General features: G+C 35.5%; 22 protein-coding genes and 1 pseudogene. 2 read left to right on the top strand and 21 right to left on the bottom strand.

What is annotated here, in order from left to right:
* Positions 1-33: 33 nt before the first annotated feature.
* The 18 genes and pseudogenes from DXC01_RS15855 to DXC01_RS15770 form a co-directional block, all read right to left on the bottom strand.
* Positions 34-744: a hypothetical protein gene (locus tag DXC01_RS15855; RefSeq protein WP_118699283.1), complete on the bottom strand. Its 711-nt coding sequence runs from the start codon at positions 742-744 to the stop codon at positions 34-36.
* Positions 745-1363: 619 nt separating this feature from the next.
* Positions 1364-2665, bottom strand: a complete 1302-nt coding sequence (locus DXC01_RS15850; RefSeq protein ID WP_118699282.1) for a hypothetical protein — start codon at positions 2663-2665, stop codon at positions 1364-1366.
* Positions 2655-3818 (bottom strand): hypothetical protein, encoded by a 1164-nt coding sequence (locus DXC01_RS15845; RefSeq protein ID WP_118699281.1) that lies wholly within the window; start codon positions 3816-3818, stop codon positions 2655-2657. Before DXC01_RS15845 ends, DXC01_RS15850 begins: the two co-directional genes overlap by 11 nt.
* Before the next feature lie 20 nt (positions 3819-3838).
* On the bottom strand, positions 3839-4627 hold the full coding sequence (locus tag DXC01_RS15840; protein ID WP_055059385.1) for a glycosyltransferase family 2 protein: 789 nt from the start codon (positions 4625-4627) through the stop codon (positions 3839-3841).
* Entirely contained in the window at positions 4620-5969 is a 1350-nt protein-coding gene (locus DXC01_RS15835; RefSeq protein ID WP_118699280.1) for a flippase, read from the bottom strand. The genes DXC01_RS15840 and DXC01_RS15835 overlap by 8 nt, the downstream gene beginning before the upstream one ends.
* A gap of 117 nt (positions 5970-6086) precedes the next feature.
* The gene (locus DXC01_RS15830; protein WP_118699279.1) at positions 6087-7181 is read right to left on the bottom strand and encodes a glycosyltransferase; all 1095 of its coding nucleotides are present in this window, start codon (positions 7179-7181) and stop codon (positions 6087-6089) included.
* Positions 7182-7194: 13 nt separating this feature from the next.
* Complete coding sequence (locus tag DXC01_RS15825; protein ID WP_118699278.1) at positions 7195-8376, bottom strand: glycosyltransferase; 1182 nt, start codon at positions 8374-8376, stop codon at positions 7195-7197.
* Positions 8373-9461 (bottom strand): glycosyltransferase family 4 protein, encoded by a 1089-nt coding sequence (locus DXC01_RS15820; RefSeq protein WP_055059389.1) that lies wholly within the window; start codon positions 9459-9461, stop codon positions 8373-8375. Before DXC01_RS15820 ends, DXC01_RS15825 begins: the two co-directional genes overlap by 4 nt.
* Positions 9352-10251, bottom strand: coding sequence for a WecB/TagA/CpsF family glycosyltransferase (locus tag DXC01_RS15815; RefSeq protein WP_199705028.1), 900 nt, complete (start codon positions 10249-10251; stop codon positions 9352-9354). The genes DXC01_RS15820 and DXC01_RS15815 overlap by 110 nt, the downstream gene beginning before the upstream one ends.
* Positions 10252-10327: 76 nt before the next feature.
* Positions 10328-11320 carry an NAD-dependent epimerase/dehydratase family protein gene (locus DXC01_RS15810; RefSeq protein ID WP_118699276.1) on the bottom strand — a complete coding sequence of 331 codons (993 nt, stop codon included), beginning with the start codon at positions 11318-11320 and terminating at the stop codon, positions 10328-10330.
* A 25-nt stretch (positions 11321-11345) separates the two neighbouring features.
* Positions 11346-11783 (bottom strand): serine O-acetyltransferase, encoded by a 438-nt coding sequence (locus DXC01_RS15805; RefSeq protein WP_118699275.1) that lies wholly within the window; start codon positions 11781-11783, stop codon positions 11346-11348.
* 11 nt (positions 11784-11794) lie between these two features.
* Positions 11795-13045, bottom strand: a complete 1251-nt coding sequence (locus tag DXC01_RS15800) for a nucleotide sugar dehydrogenase (protein WP_334295381.1) — start codon at positions 13043-13045, stop codon at positions 11795-11797.
* Between the two features lie 54 nt (positions 13046-13099).
* Positions 13100-14167: an NAD-dependent epimerase/dehydratase family protein gene (locus tag DXC01_RS15795; RefSeq protein WP_118699274.1), complete on the bottom strand. Its 1068-nt coding sequence runs from the start codon at positions 14165-14167 to the stop codon at positions 13100-13102.
* A gap of 214 nt (positions 14168-14381) precedes the next feature.
* Positions 14382-14639 (bottom strand): annotated as a pseudogene (locus DXC01_RS15790) (sugar transferase); the annotation flags it as partial.
* Positions 14640-14770: 131 nt separating this feature from the next.
* Positions 14771-15142 (bottom strand): hypothetical protein, encoded by a 372-nt coding sequence (locus DXC01_RS15785; protein WP_117650070.1) that lies wholly within the window; start codon positions 15140-15142, stop codon positions 14771-14773.
* A 40-nt stretch (positions 15143-15182) separates the two neighbouring features.
* Positions 15183-15899: a hypothetical protein gene (locus DXC01_RS15780; protein WP_021860395.1), complete on the bottom strand. Its 717-nt coding sequence runs from the start codon at positions 15897-15899 to the stop codon at positions 15183-15185.
* Positions 15892-17745: a recombinase family protein gene (locus DXC01_RS15775; RefSeq protein ID WP_021860394.1), complete on the bottom strand. Its 1854-nt coding sequence runs from the start codon at positions 17743-17745 to the stop codon at positions 15892-15894. Before DXC01_RS15775 ends, DXC01_RS15780 begins: the two co-directional genes overlap by 8 nt.
* A complete protein-coding gene (locus tag DXC01_RS15770) occupies positions 17742-18713 on the bottom strand; it encodes an AAA family ATPase (RefSeq protein ID WP_021860393.1) in 972 nt (323 codons plus the stop codon). Before DXC01_RS15770 ends, DXC01_RS15775 begins: the two co-directional genes overlap by 4 nt.
* Before the next feature lie 178 nt (positions 18714-18891).
* Here DXC01_RS15770 and DXC01_RS15765 point away from each other — a divergent pair, with 178 nt between their 5' ends.
* Positions 18892-19245: a helix-turn-helix domain-containing protein gene (locus tag DXC01_RS15765; protein WP_021860392.1), complete on the top strand. Its 354-nt coding sequence runs from the start codon at positions 18892-18894 to the stop codon at positions 19243-19245.
* Between the two features lie 112 nt (positions 19246-19357).
* Here DXC01_RS15765 and DXC01_RS15760 read toward each other — a convergent pair whose 3' ends face one another.
* The 3 genes from DXC01_RS15760 to DXC01_RS15750 all read right to left on the bottom strand — a co-directional run bounded on the left by DXC01_RS15760 (position 19358) and on the right by DXC01_RS15750 (position 21612).
* Complete coding sequence (locus tag DXC01_RS15760; RefSeq protein WP_118031531.1) at positions 19358-20167, bottom strand: HNH endonuclease; 810 nt, start codon at positions 20165-20167, stop codon at positions 19358-19360.
* 143 nt (positions 20168-20310) lie between these two features.
* Positions 20311-20664 carry a hypothetical protein gene (locus DXC01_RS15755; protein ID WP_021860390.1) on the bottom strand — a complete coding sequence of 118 codons (354 nt, stop codon included), beginning with the start codon at positions 20662-20664 and terminating at the stop codon, positions 20311-20313.
* A 12-nt stretch (positions 20665-20676) separates the two neighbouring features.
* The gene (locus tag DXC01_RS15750; protein ID WP_118699272.1) at positions 20677-21612 is read right to left on the bottom strand and encodes a ParM/StbA family protein; all 936 of its coding nucleotides are present in this window, start codon (positions 21610-21612) and stop codon (positions 20677-20679) included.
* A 253-nt stretch (positions 21613-21865) separates the two neighbouring features.
* Here DXC01_RS15750 and DXC01_RS15745 point away from each other — a divergent pair, with 253 nt between their 5' ends.
* The gene (locus DXC01_RS15745; protein WP_021860388.1) at positions 21866-22489 is read left to right on the top strand and encodes a helix-turn-helix domain-containing protein; all 624 of its coding nucleotides are present in this window, start codon (positions 21866-21868) and stop codon (positions 22487-22489) included.
* The last annotated feature ends 32 nt before the right edge of the window (positions 22490-22521 follow it).

The raw sequence follows: 22521 nt of genomic DNA, 5'->3' as shown, positions 1-22521 counted from the left end.
TACTATTATATCTGAATATCATTCCGCAAACCATCACTCTATTATAAATCTTTGGTGCAGTTCTTCTATAATCTCTGTCACATCATTCGTAGATGATAAATTAATTAAAGAAATTCTTTTTCCGATACCATTAAACGATGTTCCCGTGTAAAACCCTTTTTTTCGATCAGCGATCCAAAATCTATCATGAAAATCTCTATTGTATTCAACTGTTACCGATACATTGAAATTACTAAAAATTTTATCATAGCTTAATTGCTTATAATTTTTTCGTTCGGTCACGATAATAACCGACTGTGCTTTAGAATTTTTAATTACTGATGTCAGTATATTACAATACTCATCGCTATCGTCCTTAAAGAAATACGGGTCTATAATAAGCAACTCTTTGCCCTCTGATGAAATCTTCTCAAAGTACATAGAAAATTTTACTATTTTTTGTTCATCGGTCATTTCTTTCCATAGAACATCTTCTATAATATAAGACAAATTATTTTGCTGCATATAATGCTTAATGCATGCGTTATTATCATCGTTTCCAAGCCTTTTGCAAAATTCTATCGATATGCCTAAATCTTGTAGTGACTTATTTTTCAATTCTTCGATGGGCAATTTTGCATATTCTGAAAAAACATATTTCAATACTCCATCACAATTTCCAACAATTTCATCATTTACACTAAATGATGAAATTGGGATATCCAAAGCCTCATGACAAGCAGGAGCATTTCCAATTCCGTTCAAGCCAAGTTCTCTATGCAATTTCTGAACTTGATTGATTATCTTCAGTTTGCCTTTTCTTTAAAGCTATAAAATTATCAGTATTAAATTGGAAATAAAGCATCTCAACCTCCTCATACAATCAAGTGCTTTTTATTGAAAATTTGTAAACGGTAGAACGGTTCTTTCCAGACTTTGTTGAAATAACAGTGTTAAAATAATATAACCTCTACTAGATTGTTAGATTAGCCAAGACCGAGGAACGTTTTCAAGGATAAGTTTACTTTAATATCAATAAACATTGGAAAGAACCGTTTAAGAATTTACCTACTACCTATACTCCATTTGGTTTTCTCTTCACACATACATCATACCTGCTAACATAGGAGAGTATAGGTTCTCCCTAGGTAACACACAGACATTGTAAAACATAGCTAGCACTCCGACTCCGCCGTGGCATATGTTTCCTAGCCCAAGCAAAAACAGACATATTGTCTTCCGTCCGAAATAAAACATTGACCTACGAATTATGTAGAGTTCGGATCTCAATCACTTTCAGCCCTATTTCCTAACTGTTTGCACTTAAAACACATCGTCACCTCTGTATCCCCAAAACTCGCTACCCCAATGATGCAGTTACATCTTACTGGATGAGATCTCCACTCATTAATCTGTGTTCCCTTCTAGGCGTCCCCTTCGTCCCACTTTTCATTTTCTCAGCAACCGCTATTAATGGTAATATTGCTAATGCCGCATATATTCCTTTAGATTGAGCAATTCCAGTATTAATGAAAATAAAAATATACGCAATGAATTGGTAGACTGATGTCTTATTTTTCCACATAATGTTAAATATAGGAAAAAGAATTAACAACATCGGTATCACACCCATTGCAGCAAAATAAATTAATAATCTTGCACCGGCAGCATTCCCACCATACAATACATCAAGTAAATTATAAAAATTAGTAAAACCACATCCTAGAGGCTTCGAAGTAATAACCTTAATCATTTGATAGTATACCGCCATCCTTGCATTTCCTGAACTAGTCCACATACTTTGACCTGTTATCTGCGAGCCATCCAATGTTAGGGAATTTAACTTATCAAACAAATAAACACTGATAAAACTATCAGTTCCCTGGACACAATAATCAATAAGAATTATAAAGATACCCACAATAAGTATTCTTCTCGCAATACGATTTTCTGGAAATACAGTTTTTCGCTGCATTGCTCCCAAAAGTATTAAAGCAACTAGTGAAATATAACCTGTTGTTGATGTTGTCGTTATCATCGTAATACATAAAATAGTCAAATATTTTACTTTTTTCTTTTTACTAATATCAAGTGATTTACCATTAAAAAGCAATACAAATATTGCAGCACTTAATACAATCTGATAAACACCCGGTTCTGTAAATATTCCATTATTTCTAAATGGTTCGAAGGCTCTATATACATAAAACAGAACTCCTTTAAATATGAAATCACTTCCAGCCCAAGCCACTTTGTAACTTGTAAAAATGGGCAAATCATATATTTCTGGTACAAAATTTGCAATAGCATACGCAATTAAACTTATCATTGAAAAAAAAGTTACAATTCTAACAAAACGTGTTGCACATTTATTTGAATCGATTTTAAATATGGTATAGGCTACTAGCAGATGTTCGAGCACTTTCATTAATTCATCTATAAATTGAGCATCATGATGATAAAATCTCAGTGCAACCATGATTAATGCGACAAGAGAAAAATAGACAATTTCCTTTTTTTTCATCTTGGCTTTCCATATCATCAAAAATATAATACAAACAAAGAAAATAATATTTCTTATTATAGTGCTATTATTACGATACAATCCCGCATCCTGGCATAATAATAACAAATATAGTAAAAGATATTGACATCCCTCTCTTATTGTTGATATTTTAATGTTCATTTTTACAACCTCTTACTTTCATTATCATACCAGAAACTTTTTCACTCCATTGACGATAATCAAACTGTTTTTCGGCTGTTCTTCTAGCTGATTCTGACAATAGTTTATATTTGCTCCATTCTACTGATAAAGCACTATAAATAGCCTGCTTGCATGAAGATACCGTACATCCATCAAATACAATACTATTCACCTGATTTTTCAAATAATATTTAGGAGCATCTCCTACATTCGACATTATCGGAACAATTCCGTAACACATACATTCAGGAATTTTACTCGGGAAATTGGATTGTGTCATCTGATTATCTTCTCTAGCTAAAAAAAGATAATGCATATTTTGGTATAGTTTTACAAGTTCTTCATACTTCATCCAAGAATGTATTACGAATGACTTCGAAATTTTATTGAATATTTCATCGCCTATTATTTCCACTATTTGCTCTCTTGTAACCCCCGTTATGTGAAATTCAAAAGCCTCTAAATCATCTGATAATATTTCAGATATTGCTATTAGCATTTCTTTTAATGCATCTTTCATTTTTCCGTTTGCCGGAAGAACAATCTTATATCTTTCTTTTTTCTTAGGAATATAAGAATATTCTTCAGAATCGCACATAATTGGCAATTTAAATGTTACACATCCCTTCTCTTTAAAATGTTCCTCAATTTTATCACTAATTGGAAAAATCAAATCACACTTAGGACGCAAAACTTCATTGAGATATGTATACTTTTCAAAATCCATCTCATACTTGTCTTTAGGGAACCACTCTGTAGGGCAACAGGCAACTAAAAAATTCTTTTTTTTTCTCAATTTTAATATTGTTTCATAGATACGATAATCATATGAATAATCTATCACTAGATCCTCTTTACCAATATTCAAATATCTAATTATTCTGTCCAACATCATTTTATAAAAACACTTATTTAAGACTCTTTTTATAAAGTCATTTCCTTGCGGGATTACATCTATAACTATGATATCGTTATCATCCCTTTTATTACCGCATAATACGCTCTCATTCCTAACCCCAGCAACAGTAACATCGCATCCACCAAGCTTCAGCATAGACGCAAAATATTGGATGTAATTTGACGCAGCACCACTTCGTGGGTATCTGTTTGATGTAATTATTAAGGCTTTCATCTCGCTTATACCTCCAGAAACTACTTATTTACTTGAATCCATAGTGAGCATCGCTTACTAGAATTTTTCTTTATTTTCAGATAAAGATTATAGGCTTTTTTATAATATCCATGTTTAGAGGCAAAATTTTGAATACTATTTAAACTTCCTATCTCGGCATAATAAGCATTTCTATCTCCTGATAATTGTCCCTCATGTATTCTAAAGCCAGCCAAAACACTATTTACTGTATACAAATCTGTACAATGTGCAAATTTCACCCATAAATGAAAATCTCCCGCCAAGCGACAGTTCTTATCTATGCCACCAACTTTTTCATATAAATCTTTCGTCCAAAAACAGGATTCCTGTTGAATTGCCCATAACTTTCTCCCTTCCATCCATCCATGCTTGATAAACCATGAATCAAATATCGGATTAGACAAAATAGGCATATAATTTATGCCATCTTCATTAAAGTGACTCGGAAGTCCTGTTATCCATTGCACTCTAGAATTCTTCATTACTTTTCCAACAACTTGGAGAGTCCATGGCATAAACATATCATCCGAATTTAGCCAGCAAAAAATATCTCCTCTCGCCATTTTGAAACCCTTTCGGATTGCATCATACATACCTCTATCTTTTTCTGATATCCACCTTAGTGGATACTGATTTTCGTACTTTTTTAAAATATCTATCGTGCCATCAGATGAACCCCCATCAACAACTATATGTTCGTAATCTTTATATCGCTGTTTCATAATAGATTGAATACAGTCCTCTAAATACTGTTCAGAATTATATGTAGGTGTAACAATACTAATCATTTTTTTCTCCCAATTGAAACTTTTTTCTTACCGCATTAATGTAATATTTTATATTAAAGATTTCCCTAAAGGCTGACGTGTATACTTCAAAATACTTTCTAAGACTTGGAATACAAGCCGGTCCAATAAATTGAACTGTAAATTGTGCCATGAATGTTGCAATAGCCGCTCCAGTAATTCCATAAATTCTTATTAAAATATAATTTAATGCCAAATTCACAAAAGCTCCCATCCAAACTGTATATTTTAACAATCTGTTATATCCTTCTGTTACTATCCAGATACCATTAATTGTTCCCAACTGTGAAAGACTTGTTGACCAAATCAAAATTGCCAACACTGGAACTGCACTGCTATATGCAGTACCGTAAAGAACTCTGACAGGAATCCATCCCAAAAATGTAAAGCACAATCCGACAAATAAACCTAACATACTTATACCAAAAACAGATTTAACTAATCTGTTCTTATACTCACTATTAGAATTCTTCTCTTCATCTATTTTTTTTCCTTCAATAATTAACGGACGGGCAGAATTAATCAACGCTCTTGGCACAAATATCCATAAATTAGCCACTTTGCTCGCTGCACTATAATATCCCAATTGTTCTTCACCAAGCATTTTACCAATCATAACTTTGTCCATTTGCATATATATCATAATTGCTATACCTGAAATTATAAAATGATAGCTTTTTCGAATTAATTGTTTTGCAACATTTTTTTCAAAATGTAACTTTTCATGAGATATCGAAAAAAAACACGCAGCAACAATAAGCAAAACCACAATACCTTGAATACTTGCAGTCATAGCAAAAAATTCAACAGAGGCATTCTTCATTAAAATAACAACACGCCAAACACCAGAAACTGTAAGTCCAATAATATATGCTATGGAAACATACTTTGATTTTAATTCCACTTGAAACCAGTAATTAAAAACATAATAGAGATTACCAAATAACTGAAATGTTTGCAATATTGTAATAACCCACAAAAGTTTATTACCAGGCTCTAATGTTATGATTATTGCTGCCACTGCAAATACCCCAACAATAGATGCCAATAATCTCATAACCAATGCAGTTCCAAGCAAAGTACCTGTCTTATCTTTTTTCATAACAAGTTCATTCATAATAACTTCATCTAATCCTAAACCTGTTAAAGTAGCCATAAGGGATATAAGAGATTCTCCATAATTAAGGAGTCCATAATTATTAGGGCCTAAATATCTAGCTGAAATTGATCCTATAATCAGGGACAAGATCATAGAATATATCTGTTGAGCCATCTGCCAACTAGCATTTGAAACAAATCGTTTTTTTAAGTTTTTTTCTTCCATTTATCTTTTTTTCTCCTCTTATTAACTACTTTAGCAAAATCCCCTATTTTTTCATATATCAATTCATCGCATAACTTCAAACCCAGAATCAATTTTCTTATCTATCCTTCATCACCTTCAAAAAATTATTTTTTCTAATTCACTCACAAGCATTTCCGATATTTTACTTGGGGAAAATCTTTTTACAATATAAGACTTCGCTAAATCTGCTTTTTGTTTCATTTCTTCTACATTTTCCAAAGAGTACTTAATTGCTACAGCTAAATCTTCTTTGTCCCCAGGCTTCACTAAGATTCCTCTTTCATTGGCTCCAAGCAATTCTTTTGGTCCCGTTGGACAATCTGTTGAAATACACGGCAACCCAACGCCCATTGCTTCCATCAAGGCATTCGGCATTCCCTCATAATTTGATGACATAATAAACAAGTCATATTTACTCAAGGTAACTGCAATGTCATTTGTCCTTCCACAAAGTTGAACTGAATCATGTAATCCCATCATATTAATTTTTTGTTGTAATTGTCCTCTAAAATTCCCCTCACCATAAATATCCAGAGTTACATCTTTGTAAATTCTCTTTATTTCCGCAAAAGCATCTATCAGTAGTGAAAAATTTTTTTGCTCTTCAAGCCTTCCTACCGAAATCAATCGTTTTATATTATTTTCAACCATGCAATCTGTTTCAATGATGCTCTGATTTATAGGATTAGGTACAATAAAACACTTATTTTTTATAGATTCTGGAAAATAATCTTTTTGAGCTTCTGTTTGGAGAAAAACGCCTTCCACGCGTTTAGCAATCCAGTCTCGATGCTTCCGCTGCTTTTCACTATCTGTATCAAACATCGGATTATTACGCACCGTAACAACCATTGGTATATGTAATCCTCGTGAAGCAATATAAGTATGCTCAACTTGATATGGAAGAAATGGAATTAAGATGTCTGGCTTACCATCTTTTATTATTTTTCTAAATGCTAACAGTTTCTTTCCTAAATATATTAGTTTATTTTGATTCTTTTCATTTTTGGGTAACAAAATGATGTTTACTTTTTTTGATATCGGATATTCATTTGTTTCTCTTTCATACAGCACCAAATCCACACAATATCCCAAATCTGCTAATGAACTGCTCAAAACAGAAACAACTCTTTCTGCCCCACCCCAAGCTATTTTAGGAGCGACAAATGTAATTTTTTTTATTTTTTGCATGTCCTTTCTCCATTTAATTATCAAACATTGAATAATATCTACCTATTTCTTTTGAATTCCCATATTCATGTGATATTAAATATTTATGAATATTCTCTTTCAGTGCAACATTGTCTATAAGTCTTTCTATTCCACTTGCAATTCCATTCGGCGTCATTTCAACAAGAATTCCCTCTTTACCATCTTTTATTTGATCCTTGGCTGTCGGATAATCTGTTGTTACAATTGGCGTTCCTATTATTTTTGCTTCATCTAATACTACTGATTTTCCCTCCCACCTTGATGTTTGCACAATAATATCTGCACACTTCATATAAATATACGGATTATCTTTTAATCCGATAAATAACATACAATCCTCTACATTTTTCTTCAAAGCTAATTTCTTCAGATCTTCTTCCTTTTCACCATTTCCAATAATAATCCACTTGAAATTTCTATTATGCTTTTTAAGTAAAGATGCAGCTTCAATGGCCATATCAAACCCTTTCTGTTCTGTTAATCTCCCTACTGATAACAATTTTATACAAGACTCATGAACAAATTCTTCTGGTTCTTCTAATATAGCATACTGTCTTATTGCATCAGATGATACTAAATTCGGAATTGAGCATATTTTATTACAGCATTCAGGAAATACTTGGCAAAGTATATCAGCACAAGTATCTGATATCGTTACAATCACATCCATTTCAACAAAATATTTCTTTTCATAGATTTCAGGATATTCCATTCCTTTATAATCATTATGAACAAAAACTATTTTCTTTTTGGCCTCAACCTTATCTTGAATATAGAACATAGTTTCAGATGATATGAAAGAAACAGCCACATCATATTGAGATTGGAGTTTTGGAATAAAACGATTGTAAAAAGTCAACCATCTATAGTCTTTCATGTAATAAACTCTTCTGTCCCTAGCATAGGATAAAAGTGTAGCCATACATTTGTAACCATACGCCAGTATTCTATTAGCTGAAAAGCAATGGTGTGATTCGTAGAAATACTGTAATACTGTTGGTGTTTCAATTATATTCACATATTCAGGAACTAATTTCAAAAATGCACCCTCCTTTGAAAAAAGAAGTAAATCTATTTCATATCTATCTTTATCAATTATACTCAATAGATTTATAAGTGCACGTTCAGCACCTCCACTATTCAAAGAAAACATCACAAACAGTATTTTTTTCATCTCGTCACTCCATTTTTATTAATCAACTCACTATATATTTGTTCTAATTTTTTTATGTTTTTTTCTACATTAAAACCATTTTTCACAGTATTATATCCATTTATCCCCAGTTTCTTCTTTAATTGGGGATCGCACAACAAACACTTTAACTTGCTTTTTATTGCTTCTATATCTCCCGCCTCAATTCGAAAACCATTACAACCATTATCAATAATTCTTGAAATTCCACCAGCATTAGTGGAGATTGCAGCCAATCCATAACTCATTGCTTCCAATAATGCCATTGGCATTCCCTCGTGATAAGATGGAAGAATAAATATACTACATTTTTTTAAATATATTTCCTTTTCTTCATTTCTTACCCATCCAAGCAATTTAACGTGATTTTGTATACCATTTTCATCAATTAGTTTTTGACTTTTGACAATATCACCATCACCGCCCAAATAGAAATGTGCGTCCGGTATCACTTTCAGTATGTCAGGTATTGCTTTTAAGAGATCATACGAACCCTTTCTTTCTCCCAAGCGTCCTAAAAAAAGAACATTTGTATCTGTATAATCTTTTTTACAATACTTTGGAATAATTACGCCATTATATAAGATGACTATTTTTTCTAAATCACAAATATTTTCGCCAAAAAACTTAGCCCATTCTTCTGAGAGTACAATAATAATATCTGCCATTGCAAAAATTTTCTTAATTTGTTTCCGTTTTTTTGCATCACATTGTTTAAAATAAAAATCATCAAAATCAGCTGAATGCTGATGAATGATTATTTTTTTTCCTGCTTTCTTTGCTTTTTTTATAAAAATACTTTTTCTTGTAAAACTCGCCTGAGCCGCCATATGAACGTGAACAATATCACATTCTTTGATGTGTCTTGAAAATTCTATATATGAACTAAAGGCAATCGCTAATTTTTTTATTTTGCTTCCATCCTCCATAGATGAAATATAACGAAGTCCTATTTTTTTATCTAATCCTAATTCGTAATAAGAGTTTACTACTGTAGAAATTCCACCCATTACATTTCGCCCCGGACCTACCATTAGAACTTTTGGAGTGCTTATTTTTTCTTTCATGACAGTCCTCATTTTTTTTCTTTAATTTATATTCTGCTGTATAATACAAATATTTAAATCCACCCAATATGTATCTTCTCCATAATCTTTTTGGCTCCTTAGAAAGTCTAAATAACCATTCTAAGCTTGCTTTTTCCATCCATTCCGGTGCTTTATCCAATGTTCCAGCAAAGAAATTAAATCCTGCTCCAACCCCAAACATCACTGTATTATTTATTTTTTCTTGGTGCTGCCACATCCACATCTCTTGTTTCGGTGCCCCAATTCCAACCCAAAGAAAATCTGGCTTCAATGCATTAATTTCATCACAAATTTTCTTGTCTTCTTCCTCAGTCAACGCTCTAAACGGTGGAGAATACATTCCGACAATCTGAATTCCTGGATAATCTTTTTCCAAATTAGTTCTCAACTTCTTAAGAACTTCATTATCCTTTCCGCCATAGAAATAGTGGCTTTTTCCCTGCTTTACACTTTCTTTAAATACATCACCCATAATATCCGGAGCTGCACAACGCTCACAAGAAAATCCCTTTCGTCTTCCGATTTTCACAATTGGCATACCATCTATTGCGGCCATAGTAGATCTATTGTACATCTCCGCTATTTTCGGGTTCTCCTTCGCAGAAATAATTGCAGGAACACCCACGAGATCTACTGTAGCACTCACTGGTGTCGTAGGCATTGAAAACACTTCTTTTACAAATTCTTTTTTCGTTGTTGCACAAACTCCTACAATTCCGCACACATCAAAATCTCTTTTGCGCTGATATATCTTATCTGTCCTCATCATCAACCCTCATATTCTTCCAAAATAAACAGACTTAGACTCCAGTCATTAAAAGCTGAAGTCTAAGTGTATCTACTTATTAGCCCTTAATTTGTTTTTCAATCCAGTGATAGGATTCTCTCAAACCTTCTTCCAAGGAAACAGATGGCTCCCATCCAAGAATTTCTTTTGCTTTCGTATAATCAGCACAACGAGCCTTATCACCTTCCGGTTTTGTAGTATCAAACCTTGGCTCAATTCCTTTTCCGCTAATTTCAGCAACTTTATACGCAATCTCTTTTATGCTGGTACAATAAGAAGGTCCTATCTGAATCCAGCCATGTCCCCAACCTTTATCCAAAGCTAGAACAAGTGCATTCACGATATCATTAACGTGAATAAATGCACGTCCCTGTTCGCCAGAGCCCCAAACAACAAATTCTTCTTTCGGATAGTTAACCGCCTTACGAATTAATGCCGGAATAACCTGACTACGCTCACCGAAATCGGTCGGCGTTCCGTATACATTATGGAACATTAAGGTGCAGCAAGGAATACCTGTTTCTTTTTCCAAGTAACCAATTTCTAACTGTCCCATCAATTTACTCCAACCATATGCAGATTCTGGCATTGCCGGGAACAATTCATCTTCATGGAGTGGCTCTGGATTCAGCATATTCTGACGAGTAAGAGGGAAACTGCATACGGTACCAACATAAAGCAATCCTTTAATTTTCTCTTTGCCAGCCTTGCGACACGCAGCAAACAAATTTGAATTTATTAGATTATTTACACGGAACAGTTCTCCTTGATTGCTAAATACATAATCAATACCCGCAACAATATCAGCCAAATGAACTACATAGTCTGTAATTCCAACTACAGACTCAGCTTCTTCGTATATAGAAAGATCTTTTTTAAAGAAATGTGTATCAAGATCAATTACTGGCTTACCATTCTCATCATTCAAATTCTCAATCTTACCACGCCACAGATTATCAGCCACATAGACATCCCATCCTTCTTTCACAAGACGCTTTACCAAATTAGAACCAATCATACCACAGCCACCAGTTACCATAATGCTTTTCATTTTAATTTCCTCCAAATATATAAATTTAAATTGAAAACGTATTTTCACCCGGTTTATACACTCTTACTACTTTTGCTGGAACCCCTACTACGGTACAGTTATCCGGAATATCTTGAATTACAACCGCATTCGCTCCTATTCTCACATAATTTCCTATATGCACTGGACCAACAATTACTGCACCAGCATTAATCTCAACATTATCTCCTATCGTAGGAATCCCCCCCCGGCCACCAGCAATTGTAACATGCTGACGGATACAACAATTCTTACCTATTACTGCATTTTTATGTATTACCACTCCCAGCCCATGATAGGTAATAAATGTGCCTTGGCCAATTGAAACTGACGGTGGGATAACAGCACTGAACATCACTCTAATAATCATCTTTATAATTAATGCAAATACTTTCAAATGGTGATTGTATAACCAATTTTCAAGGCGATATATTTTTATAATCATTATTTTTACCTTTAATCTCTCTGAAAAATATCTCTTGTGTAGACTTTTTCTTTTACATCATCAAGACACTGGTCATAACGGTTTGCAATGATAGCCTGACTCTGCTTCTTGAACTCATCCAGATCATTTACAACAACAGAACCAAAGAATTTTTCTCCATTTTTCAGAGTCGGCTCATAAATAATCACTGTTGCACCTTTTGCCTTAATACGTTTCATAACACCCTGAATAGAACTCTGGCGGAAGTTATCAGAATTGGACTTCATTGTCAGACGATACACTCCAACAACAACTTCTTTTTCCTTACTCTCATCCCAGCTGTCATTTGCTTCGTAAGCACCGGCAATCTCCAGTACACGATCAGCAATAAAGTCTTTTCTGGTTCTATTGCTTTCAACGATAGCCTCAATCAGATTTTCCGGCACATCTGCATAGTTTGCCAGAAGCTGTTTCGTATCTTTCGGCAGACAATATCCACCATAACCGAAAGATGGATTGTTATAATGGGTACCGATACGAGGATCAAGGCAGACTCCGTTGATGATCTGCTGTGTGTTCAATCCCTTCATCTCTGCATAAGTGTCCAGCTCATTGAAATAGGATACACGCAGTGCAAGATAGGTATTTGCAAACAGTTTAACTGCCTCTGCTTCCGTAAATCCCATAAACAGAGTATCAATATCTTCCTTGATAGCACCCTCCTGCAGAAGTTCCGCAAAAGTATGTGCTGCTTTTACCAGTCGGACATTCTCCACATCAGTACCAACAATGATACGAGAAGGATACAGGTTATCATAGAGAGCTTTGCTCTCACGCAGAAATTCCGGACTGAAGATGATATTGTCACAGTGGAACTTCTCGCGTACAGACGCAGTATAGCCAACCGGAATCGTACTCTTGATAACCATGATAGCTTCCGGATTATACTCAATGACCAATTTGATTACAGCTTCGACTGCAGATGTGTCAAAAAAGTTCTTCTTGGAATCATAATTCGTAGGTGCAGCAATTACTACAAAATCAGCATCACTGTATGCCTCCTTTGCATCCAGAGTTGCAGTTAAGTCAAGTTCCTTTTCAGCCAGATATTTCTCAATGTAATCATCCTGAATCGGAGACTTTTTGTTATTAATCAGTTCCACTTTCTCCGGGATAATATCTACAGCTGTAACATGATGATGCTGACTCAGCAATGTAGCAATAGAAAGCCCAACATAACCTGTACCTGCAACTGCAATTCTCAAATCCTTAAATTCTCTCACGATGTTTATCTCCTCTTTATTTATAATCAGCAAAATGCCAACATAAAAACATTCTTATTTATTATAAAACTTTGCATACCATTCAGCAAAATTTCTTAATCCTTCACGCAAACTGGTGCTTGGTTTATACCCAAAGTCACGTTCCAGAGCACTCGTATCTGCATAAGTCACCGGCACATCACCCGGCTGCATCGGAACCAGTTCTTTGTGAGCTTCAAAGTCGTAATCCTCAGGCAGTACTTTCGCCCGTACCAGTTCCACACTCAGAATCTGTACAAAATCCAGCAGATTCTCCGGATTCTGATTGCCAATGTTGTACACTGCATACGGTGGAACCGGCAGACCGTCCTCGCCGTTTTTCTTATCCGGAGCTTTCTTCATCACGCGAACAACACCTTCCACGATATCATCCACATAGGTAAAATCACGCTTGCAATTACCATAATTGAAGATCTTGATAGTCTCGCCCTTTACAAGTTTATTAGTAAAACCAAAGTAAGCCATATCAGGACGGCCGGCAGGACCGTACACTGTAAAGAAACGAAGGCCTGTAGATGGGATATTGTACAGCTTGGAATAAGCATGTGCCATTAACTCATTCGACTTTTTGGTTGCCGCATAAAGAGAAACCGGATTATCTACCTTATCATCAGTACTGTATGGAACTTTCTTATTAGAGCCATAAACACTGGAAGAAGATGCATACACCAGATGTTCTACACCACTTTGTCCATTATCATAAGAATGGCGGCAGGCCTCCAGAATATTAAAAAATCCAACCAGATTGGATTCCACATAAGCATCCGGATTTGTGATAGAATAGCGCACTCCTGCCTGTGCTGCAAGATTTACTACAATTGCCGGTTTATATTCATCAAACAGATTGTTTATCAGTTCTTTATCTGCAATGTTGCCCTTTACAAATGTAAAATCCGAATATTCCTCTAACTCTTTCAGTCGGAATTCCTTTAATGACACATCATAGTAGGAATTCATGTTATCAATACCTACGACTTTAGCTGATGGCACTTCTTTATATATTCTCTTAACCAGATTTGAGCCTATAAAGCCTGCTGCACCTGTTACTAAAATTGTTTTATTTTCCAATCCTATTACACTCATTTTATTTCTCCTGAATTTTATTAAGTTCTGTTTTTGTTTGTCATAAACTTTCATCTGTCAATACCCAGAAAAACCTCTGCACAATGTGTTGTCCTGATTTATTTGTAGAAAACACAAATCTGTAAGGAAAAAGCATTATGCTGAGGTTTCAAAGCATCATCTTATTTACAATGACATATATTTTATCATAACCTGTCGAATCTACGCTGTCAAGTTATACAGACCCTTCATGCTTGACAACAGCAAGGACTGTTTTCATCAGAATTTTAATATCCAGACCAATTGTCCAGTTTTCTATGTATTCAGTATCCAGACGTACAACTTCCTCAAAGTCTGTAATATCACTTCGACCGCTTACCTGCCACATACCGGTGATTCCCGGCTTGGTGGACATACGGCTTCTATGATGAAGTTCGTACTGCTCCCACTCATCTACTGTCGGCGGGCGGGTTCCTACCAGACTCATATCGCCTCCTGATGTAAAGATAGAAACAACTTTTTTTCAGAGAAATTTTTTCAGCACCATACCATGCAATTACCCTCAAAAACAGCACAAAAAAAGAACCTCTGATCTCTCAGAAGTTCCTATTTTACGCTGTTTTCTTAAAATTCTTCCACTGTCAGCATCGTTGCCTGCTTCATATCAAATTCCACCAGATTGTACTCCGAATGGCATATTCCCGTCAAACGATACGTCTTTTCCGCATCCCATTCGCACGTTTTCCATATCATTCGCAGCATTGGCACACTACTGATCTTAAATTCCCAATTCTCCGGGTTATATTTAGGCACACGAAAACACTCTGCATCTTTTCTGGCACATGCCTGCACCACCAATCCCCGCTTTTCAGGATTAAACAAAAATCTTATATACTTTGGCTCACCCAATGCCACTATCGTTGAATGAAAAATCCGTATCTTCCCCCATTTTTGGCATAGAGAAATCCCCGGTATCACAATATTATGTTCCTGCACACTGATACCTCCCATCTTTAGGGCAGACTTTCCCCTTTAACTATTTTCCTGTTGTAAATTCTGCATAACCATCCAGCATATTTATTTCCAGTGCTTTCCTATGTTCTTCCACTGGCAAACCAAAAGAATCTTTCCATTCCTTTGGATAAAATGGTATTCGATTTTTCCTTTTTATTTCTTCCACTGAACGCTCATTATCTGTAGAATTTGATGCTGTTTCTTCTATACTATTAGCCTTTTCAGTAGTAAACTGACTTTCTGTGTCTTTTTTCGCTCTTTTTCCTTTAATGTCAAGAAATATCTCCGTTTCCATCAAGTCAAACACATAAATTGTTTCATCTTCAAAAGTAATCTTGTGTCCCAAAATCTTATATCGGCAATCCAGATTCCATCCCATCATTTCATACATCATTGCAGAAAAGATTTTATTTGTCATTTTTCTGCTTTTACGCTTATCTGGTTTTGCCACACACCAACGAAGTGCATCTTTATCATTTTCCTCACATTTTCGGACAACCATTCTCTTACTATCCTGGTTCACAAGTATCTGTATGTAAACTGCATCCTCTAAACCAGCAATGCAGGCTGTATTAAATGTCACACTATCTCTACGAATCACGACAGCCGGTTCCCTTAGATGAGCAAACAGTTCTCGTCTGACAACCTGATACCCATCATAACTAAAATCCTCCGCCAACTCGATTGCTTTCTGATCAATAATTTCTTTTTCATCCGTATACTCCGCTGTATCATGCATAATTAGCACACCTCATTTTATCTATCAATTTCTCTGCTGACTCCAGCAGAGCATTGAGAACTTCTCTGGTTATAATCTCCATCCCTTCAACAGTTCTTGCAGGACGCAGTATGTCCCAGTTTCCTTTATATGACACTCTCTGTAAAAACACCATTCTATTTGTAGACTCTCCAAAATTATATGCCCAAGCTTCCGGATAAAGTATTTTCTTTACTGGCTTCTGAGCTTCTTCTGGCTTTTTCTCCGTTTCTTCCGCAAATTGTTCTTCTGCCTTTTCCTGTACAAGCACTTCTGGTTCTTCTAATTCAAAAATCATTACCTGTTCATCTGCAGTACCGCAAAACTGTCCTCGCAATTTATACTTGCAGTCTTTATTCCATCCCATAAGCTCATATAATGGCCCTGAAAATCCTTTACAGCTTTTTGGGAGCACCGCCCAACGTCCATCTCGTATAGTTCCCCATTTAATAGCATTTATGCTGCTTTTTTCGCATGGACGAACTGCAATGCACTTTTCTACAGAATTGAAAAGTAATTCTACATACTCTACATCTTCAAATTTTTTCAAACAAGCTGTATTAAATACAATTTTTCCTGAAGAAATCGTTACTGCCGGATCGAATCTTGTTGAAAAAAACTGCGCCCTCACAATTTCATAACCGCTTAAATCAAATCCTCGGTTTTCCGTTTTCTCTACACAAATTTCATTATTGTTTTCAGAATAAGCACTTAATGATGCCTTTTTATAATCTGCTGACGAAAATCCATTCCATGCACGATTTACAGGTACAAAGCCTTTTAAGGCTCCCTGATCTACTACCTGTAAAGTTGGCAATGGATACCCTTTTTTCATATATTTGCTTGCATCCAGCATTTTTTGCGCTGCATCATAAATCTCCCGGCTCACAATAGCTTCATGGTGATCGGTCTGTCTATATTGGTTCCGATCATGGTTATTTTTCTTTGATTTATGATCCAGGTAATTAGGTGTAAAAGTTTTTCTTGATAAAACATCCCCACAATGCCTTTCATTGCGTAGAACATTTACAACTGTACTTCCTGTCCACTTTGTATTTCCTAATTTAGTTTTACGTCCTAAATCCATCAAAATTTCAGCAATTTCAGAAGTAGGAAAGCCACTCAGGAACAGATAATAACACAAGCGAACCGTATCTGCTTCCGACTCATTAATAACTAAATTCCCGTCCTCGTCCTTATCATAACCTAAGAGTTTGGGTGTCAGAAATATTCCTCTTGAAAACCGTTGTTCAATAGAAATATTCATAATTTCACTTTTCGTATGTGATTCTTCCTGTGCTGCTGCCGATAACACTGCAAGCATCATTTCGCTCGTATTATCAAGTGTGTAAATATGTTCTGTTTCAAAAAATACGCCTACCTGCGGTTTCATATTTGCTAATTCACGAACTTTAGCAATACAATCCACGATATTTCTGGCAAATCGTGATACACTTTTGGTAACTATTAAATCTATTTTCCCTACTTTGCAATCCTCGATCATACGATTAAATTCATCCCTATGCTGTAAAGATGTGCCGGAAATTCCCTCATCCGCATATATCCCAACCAGTGTCCACCCTGCATGTTCCTTTATCATATCTTCATAATGATTTTTCTGCAGTTCATATGAAGATGTCTGATTGGCATCATCTGTAGACACACGGCAATAAGCACACACCCTTTTGGTGCCTGCATCTTCAAATAATTTTTCTTTCTGTTTCGCAGGAATGAACTCTAATTCGCTGCGATCCACGCCCTTATACCTTGCACGAATCTTTTCTTTCCGTTCTTCCTGGCTTGCAGCATGTTTTTCCTGTTCGTTCATATGCTGTCCCCCACTTCCATATGCCAGTACCAGATTTTACCTTTTTTATATGCTTTTATTTCAGCAATTTTCTTTGCTTCCTGTACCGTTCTTTTTGCAATACCATACTCTTTCATTTTTTCATAAATATAGGTACTTGCTAAATCTTCTACTGATAACAGTTTTTGCAGATATTCTACAGCAATATCTTTCTTTCCTGTGCTTTTCTCAACATTAAGCAATTCTTCCACATTTATCTGGCATTTTCCAATCCATCGAAACCCTTTTTTCTTATCCAGTTCAAACCCTATCGGTTCTCCTTCTGGTGCAAGGCTTGATTTTACCGGAAACATATACCGTTTCCAAGGTTCTTCTTTATCTCTGGATACCATAAGAATGCTTCTCGCTGCTGCCGCAATGTCAATACTGCCTAATCCTCTGTATAATTGGTTTCCACCACCACTTTTGTTCATGTGTCCAACTAATACTATTGCACAATTAGTTTCTGCTGCCACCTTGGATAACTTTGATAAGATTTCTCGCATTTTTACTGCATTTGTCATATTGCCATTGTGACCGATAAATGCCTGTATCGGATCAAGCACAACCATTTTCGCACTGATCTGTATAATAGCATTTCTTATACGTTCATCTTCCAGTGTCAATTCATCATTATCTTCCTTTATGAATGCAACCTTACTACAATCAGCCCCAGCCTGTTCCAGCCTTGGTTTTATCGTATCTCCTTTTCCATCTTCTGAACACTGATATATTACCATCTCTGGCTTTTTTATCTTCTGTCCATCTGGCAAATATCCGCCTTTTGTTAGTATCGCTGCAACATGAATAATCAGTGTTGACTTACCCTCTCCCGGATCTCCCTGCAACATTGTAATCTTCCCACAGGGAATATATGGGTACCATACCCATTCCACCTCCGAGGCTTTCACATTTGAATAAAATTCAACACCCGTATTTATACTTTCCAAATTTGATGCCCCCGGTGTCTTTTGCTCTTTTTTCTACTACATGTGAATAATTGCATTAAACTTCTACTTATGTTTCATTATAATATATCTTTTTTGGGAATACAATAAGGAATATCAAATGTGTGTGGAGTTTCGCAATAAATCTTAACTAATAGTCAAAGTCTAGGAGGTGACAGGTTTGGAAGTAGAAATTGATTATCTTGCTATCGGTAAAAGGATCCGCACTGCACGTCTGTCAAAAAAAATGACTCAGGAAACACTTTCAAATATGATCGACGTTGCCCCTACCTATGTCAGCAGTATCGAAAACGGACATACCAAATTAAGCCTTGCAACATTGCTCGGCATTGCTCAAAGCCTTGATACTACTGTAGATCAACTTTTATATGACAATACGCCTGTACTGGTTTCAAAATTTGATGCCGATATAAAAGAGCTTACTTCTGATTGTAGCAATCAGGAAAAAGAATTTTTACTGGAAATTATAAAATCAACCAAAACTGCATTACGCAACTACAAACCAGGCAAATAATTTAAGGGCGCAGAAACTTTGTTATTTCTGCACCCTTCTTTTATACTTTTGCGGTCTTGCTTCCTTGCGATGTTGTCCATTACGATTTTATATTGTAGTTTATTCCGTCAGTTTAAGCTGAATACATAGAGTATAGTATATCATCTGTTTCCTTTTTAATCTTTCTTAAATTATCTATATTCTTAGAAATCATATTAAAAAATGAAGACCAATAATTATTAGCCATTCCTATACCATCATCATAATATTGGAATGTTGTCAAATTTATATATTCATTCAACAATTCTACTACTTGTTTCCCCAAGTCAAGAGAATGTTGATTTAGCGCCTCATAAAGATCATCCCTTTTTTCAAGATATTTATTTATGTGAAGCAATTCTTCTTCATACATAAAATGATGATCATCTATTTCATTTTGTAAATCAATCGGATTAGAAAAGGATTGTGCAAAATTCATTTTCCAATATTTATATGAATATTCCAACAAATCATGGAAGCAATCAGTTGCATACTTGACCTGCTTTAATGCTTCCTTTTTCCTTTCCATCTGCTGGCTTTGAAAAGAAACTATATCTTCTCCCTTCAGACGTCGTTCTTGTTCATATTCCGCTATCATCTTCCACTTTAGCAATTCTTCTACTGGATATTCGTCTGGATTTTTATCAATTAATGTGTGACAAGCACTACATAACCATATTCCATTATTTATAGATTCTCTTTCTTCTTTTGTCATTCTCGCATCATATCTTGCGCCCTTTGGTGATGCTCCTAAAATGTGGGCGGCTTCACCCATTGATAATCGTTTATCTCCCTCTCTATGAGGACCTAATGTTTCCCTTCTACAATTTGGATTTGAACATCTGCCCCCAACACGTTCACAAAGAATTGTCTTAATACGTTCTGAAAAATCAGCTTCTCTCATATGCAACTTCCTCTTTCTATAATTCCAAGGTCCCCTTAGTTACAAAGGATTTAAACTTATTCTATCATATCCCACTATAACAAAAAAGCATAAAAATACCGCCAAACAGACTTATTCTATGTTCAGCGGTACTTCGATACATTTTAAATTTCGTTTTCAAATATTGACATTCCTGCAAGCATCATATCCTCGTCCATATCCAGATTATCACTATCTTCTGGCTCTGTTTCCTCGACTTCTCGACAACTCGTTCCGCCCATTGATTTTTCTATTTCTAACAAAAACTCCTTGTCTTGAAGTAACTGTTTTTTGATAGCGTCTATGCTCACTGCTCCTGTGTATGTTCCTGTTCCTGCTTCTCCATTCTTCATCCACGCCTGAACCAATTCTGTCACAAGTGCTGTCTTGCATCTTTTCTTGGTTTTTAAGTATTCTCCTGCTTCTCTCTGACGTTCATCATCTTCATTAAATATCAATACAACCTTAATCTGTCCCATGACCAGCACCTCCTACCCTCTCCGCAGACGTGCTGTTGTCAGTTTTTCATATCCAATCGCATTCGCCCGGACGTCATCAATAAATTCCACATATTTAAATTCCAGGGAATTTTCAATCTGTTTTCTGAGTAAAAGACTTCCTCCACCAAGAAAGACCGCCGGATTTGTTCTAAAGTCGGTTACATGGGTATGTAGTTTATTGATAATTCTCTGTAACCAGTTTTCTGCCATTCGCTGAATTTCCAGTATGATTTTTTCATCTAATATGGTTTCTTCCTGCATTAAAACCTGTTCTACATCTGACGAATCCAAATGAATGCCATAGTTCTGTTGAATCGCATTGGATATTTCAGACCGTAGAACAGCCATACCGGAACGATCACTGACACGAACTGATAAATCCGGTTTTCCATTTCTGATTACCAAAAGGTCAACTGTTCCATCCCCAATATCAATACAGTTTACCGTTCTATATTTCTTCAAAAGACTTGCCTTAAAACACATGACTGCTGCAAAATTCTGTGGGCTGACAAATACATCTTTTAAATAGAAATTAACGGATTTTCCATTCATCTTAAAACTGATTCCATGTTTTGCATGATCTAAGAAATATTTCTTAAATGAAGTTGCCTGCTGACCGTAATCTGCGGGTGGCAATCCCACGCCAAGCACTACATCTTTTCCCGTTAATGTAATTCCTTTATTACGAGCTTCCATTGCAAGAGCATATAATGTGAGAATAAAGTAATCATCATCTACTGTCTTATCAGCTTTAAACGGCATTTTTGTATCTGACAGGGTATAATATGTTCCCTGATACTCCAAAATATCTTCATTCATAAAGCGTCCCGGTTCAGACACATATCTGACAAGTCCACATGGGAAGCATACATTCTCTCCCTTCATATTTCCATTTCCATGATCAATTCCAAAAATGATTTCTGCCATCGCTTTTTCCTCCTGTTTTTTAACTGTACTTTAAGTTGCACTAACATATACTTTTGTTCCAAAATTGCTTCTATTTAAGTATCACTTAACTCATTCTTGCTATCACTTTTGTATGTCTTGTTCTACTTAAATATTACTTTTGTATGTGTTTTTAATATATACCATACATTTGTATGTGTCAATACATTTTTATATATTTTTGTGTATTTAACAGTAAAAAATATGTTATAATCCCTTTATGGAGGTAGCGATAATGACCGTTGGCGAAAAAATCAAATACTTTAGAACTATGCATGGGTTCACTCAGGAACAACTTGTACAGGCTACTGGTTTAAGCATAAGCACTTTGCAAAAATACGAGTCTGATGAACGCAAGCCCAAGCCGGAGCAACTCTTGAAAATATCACAGGCCCTGGGCATTAGTATCAATATTTTTATGGATTTTGATATTCATACAGTTTCCGATCTGCTCTCACTTATATTTAAAATGAACGAGCAACTGGATTTAAACTTTGATTCTCAGAAAGATACAAACGGAAATATCATTCCTGACACCCTTACTCTTTCATTCAAAAATCCAATAATCAATCAGAAGCTCAGCACTTACGTTTCTTTCTTAAACAAAATGACCGGCTCTGAAAGGGAACAATATACTCAAACGCTTCAGGAATTAGAGAATCAGCTTCTTAACGACAATACAGAAATTCACAAGACTGCTCCTGCGAGTAATTCCACTAATAACATACCGGATTCCACTTTTTCAGATCCGTCTTATCAGAAAATACAAAACCTGTTATCTGATTGCACACCGCAAGAAATGGAATGGATCTTAAAATCTGTTCAACTCATAAAAGACTGTCTGCGTGACACTAAATAATTTTCGGAGGATTCCTTATCACTATTACAGAA

Origin of the sequence: Blautia sp. OM07-19 (genome assembly GCF_003481595.1) — a bacterium.
Taxonomy (GTDB): domain Bacteria; phylum Bacillota; class Clostridia; order Lachnospirales; family Lachnospiraceae; genus Blautia_A; species Blautia_A intestinihominis.
The sequence above is the reverse complement of the archived record's forward strand: the minus strand, read 5'-3'. Positions and strand labels throughout refer to the sequence as shown.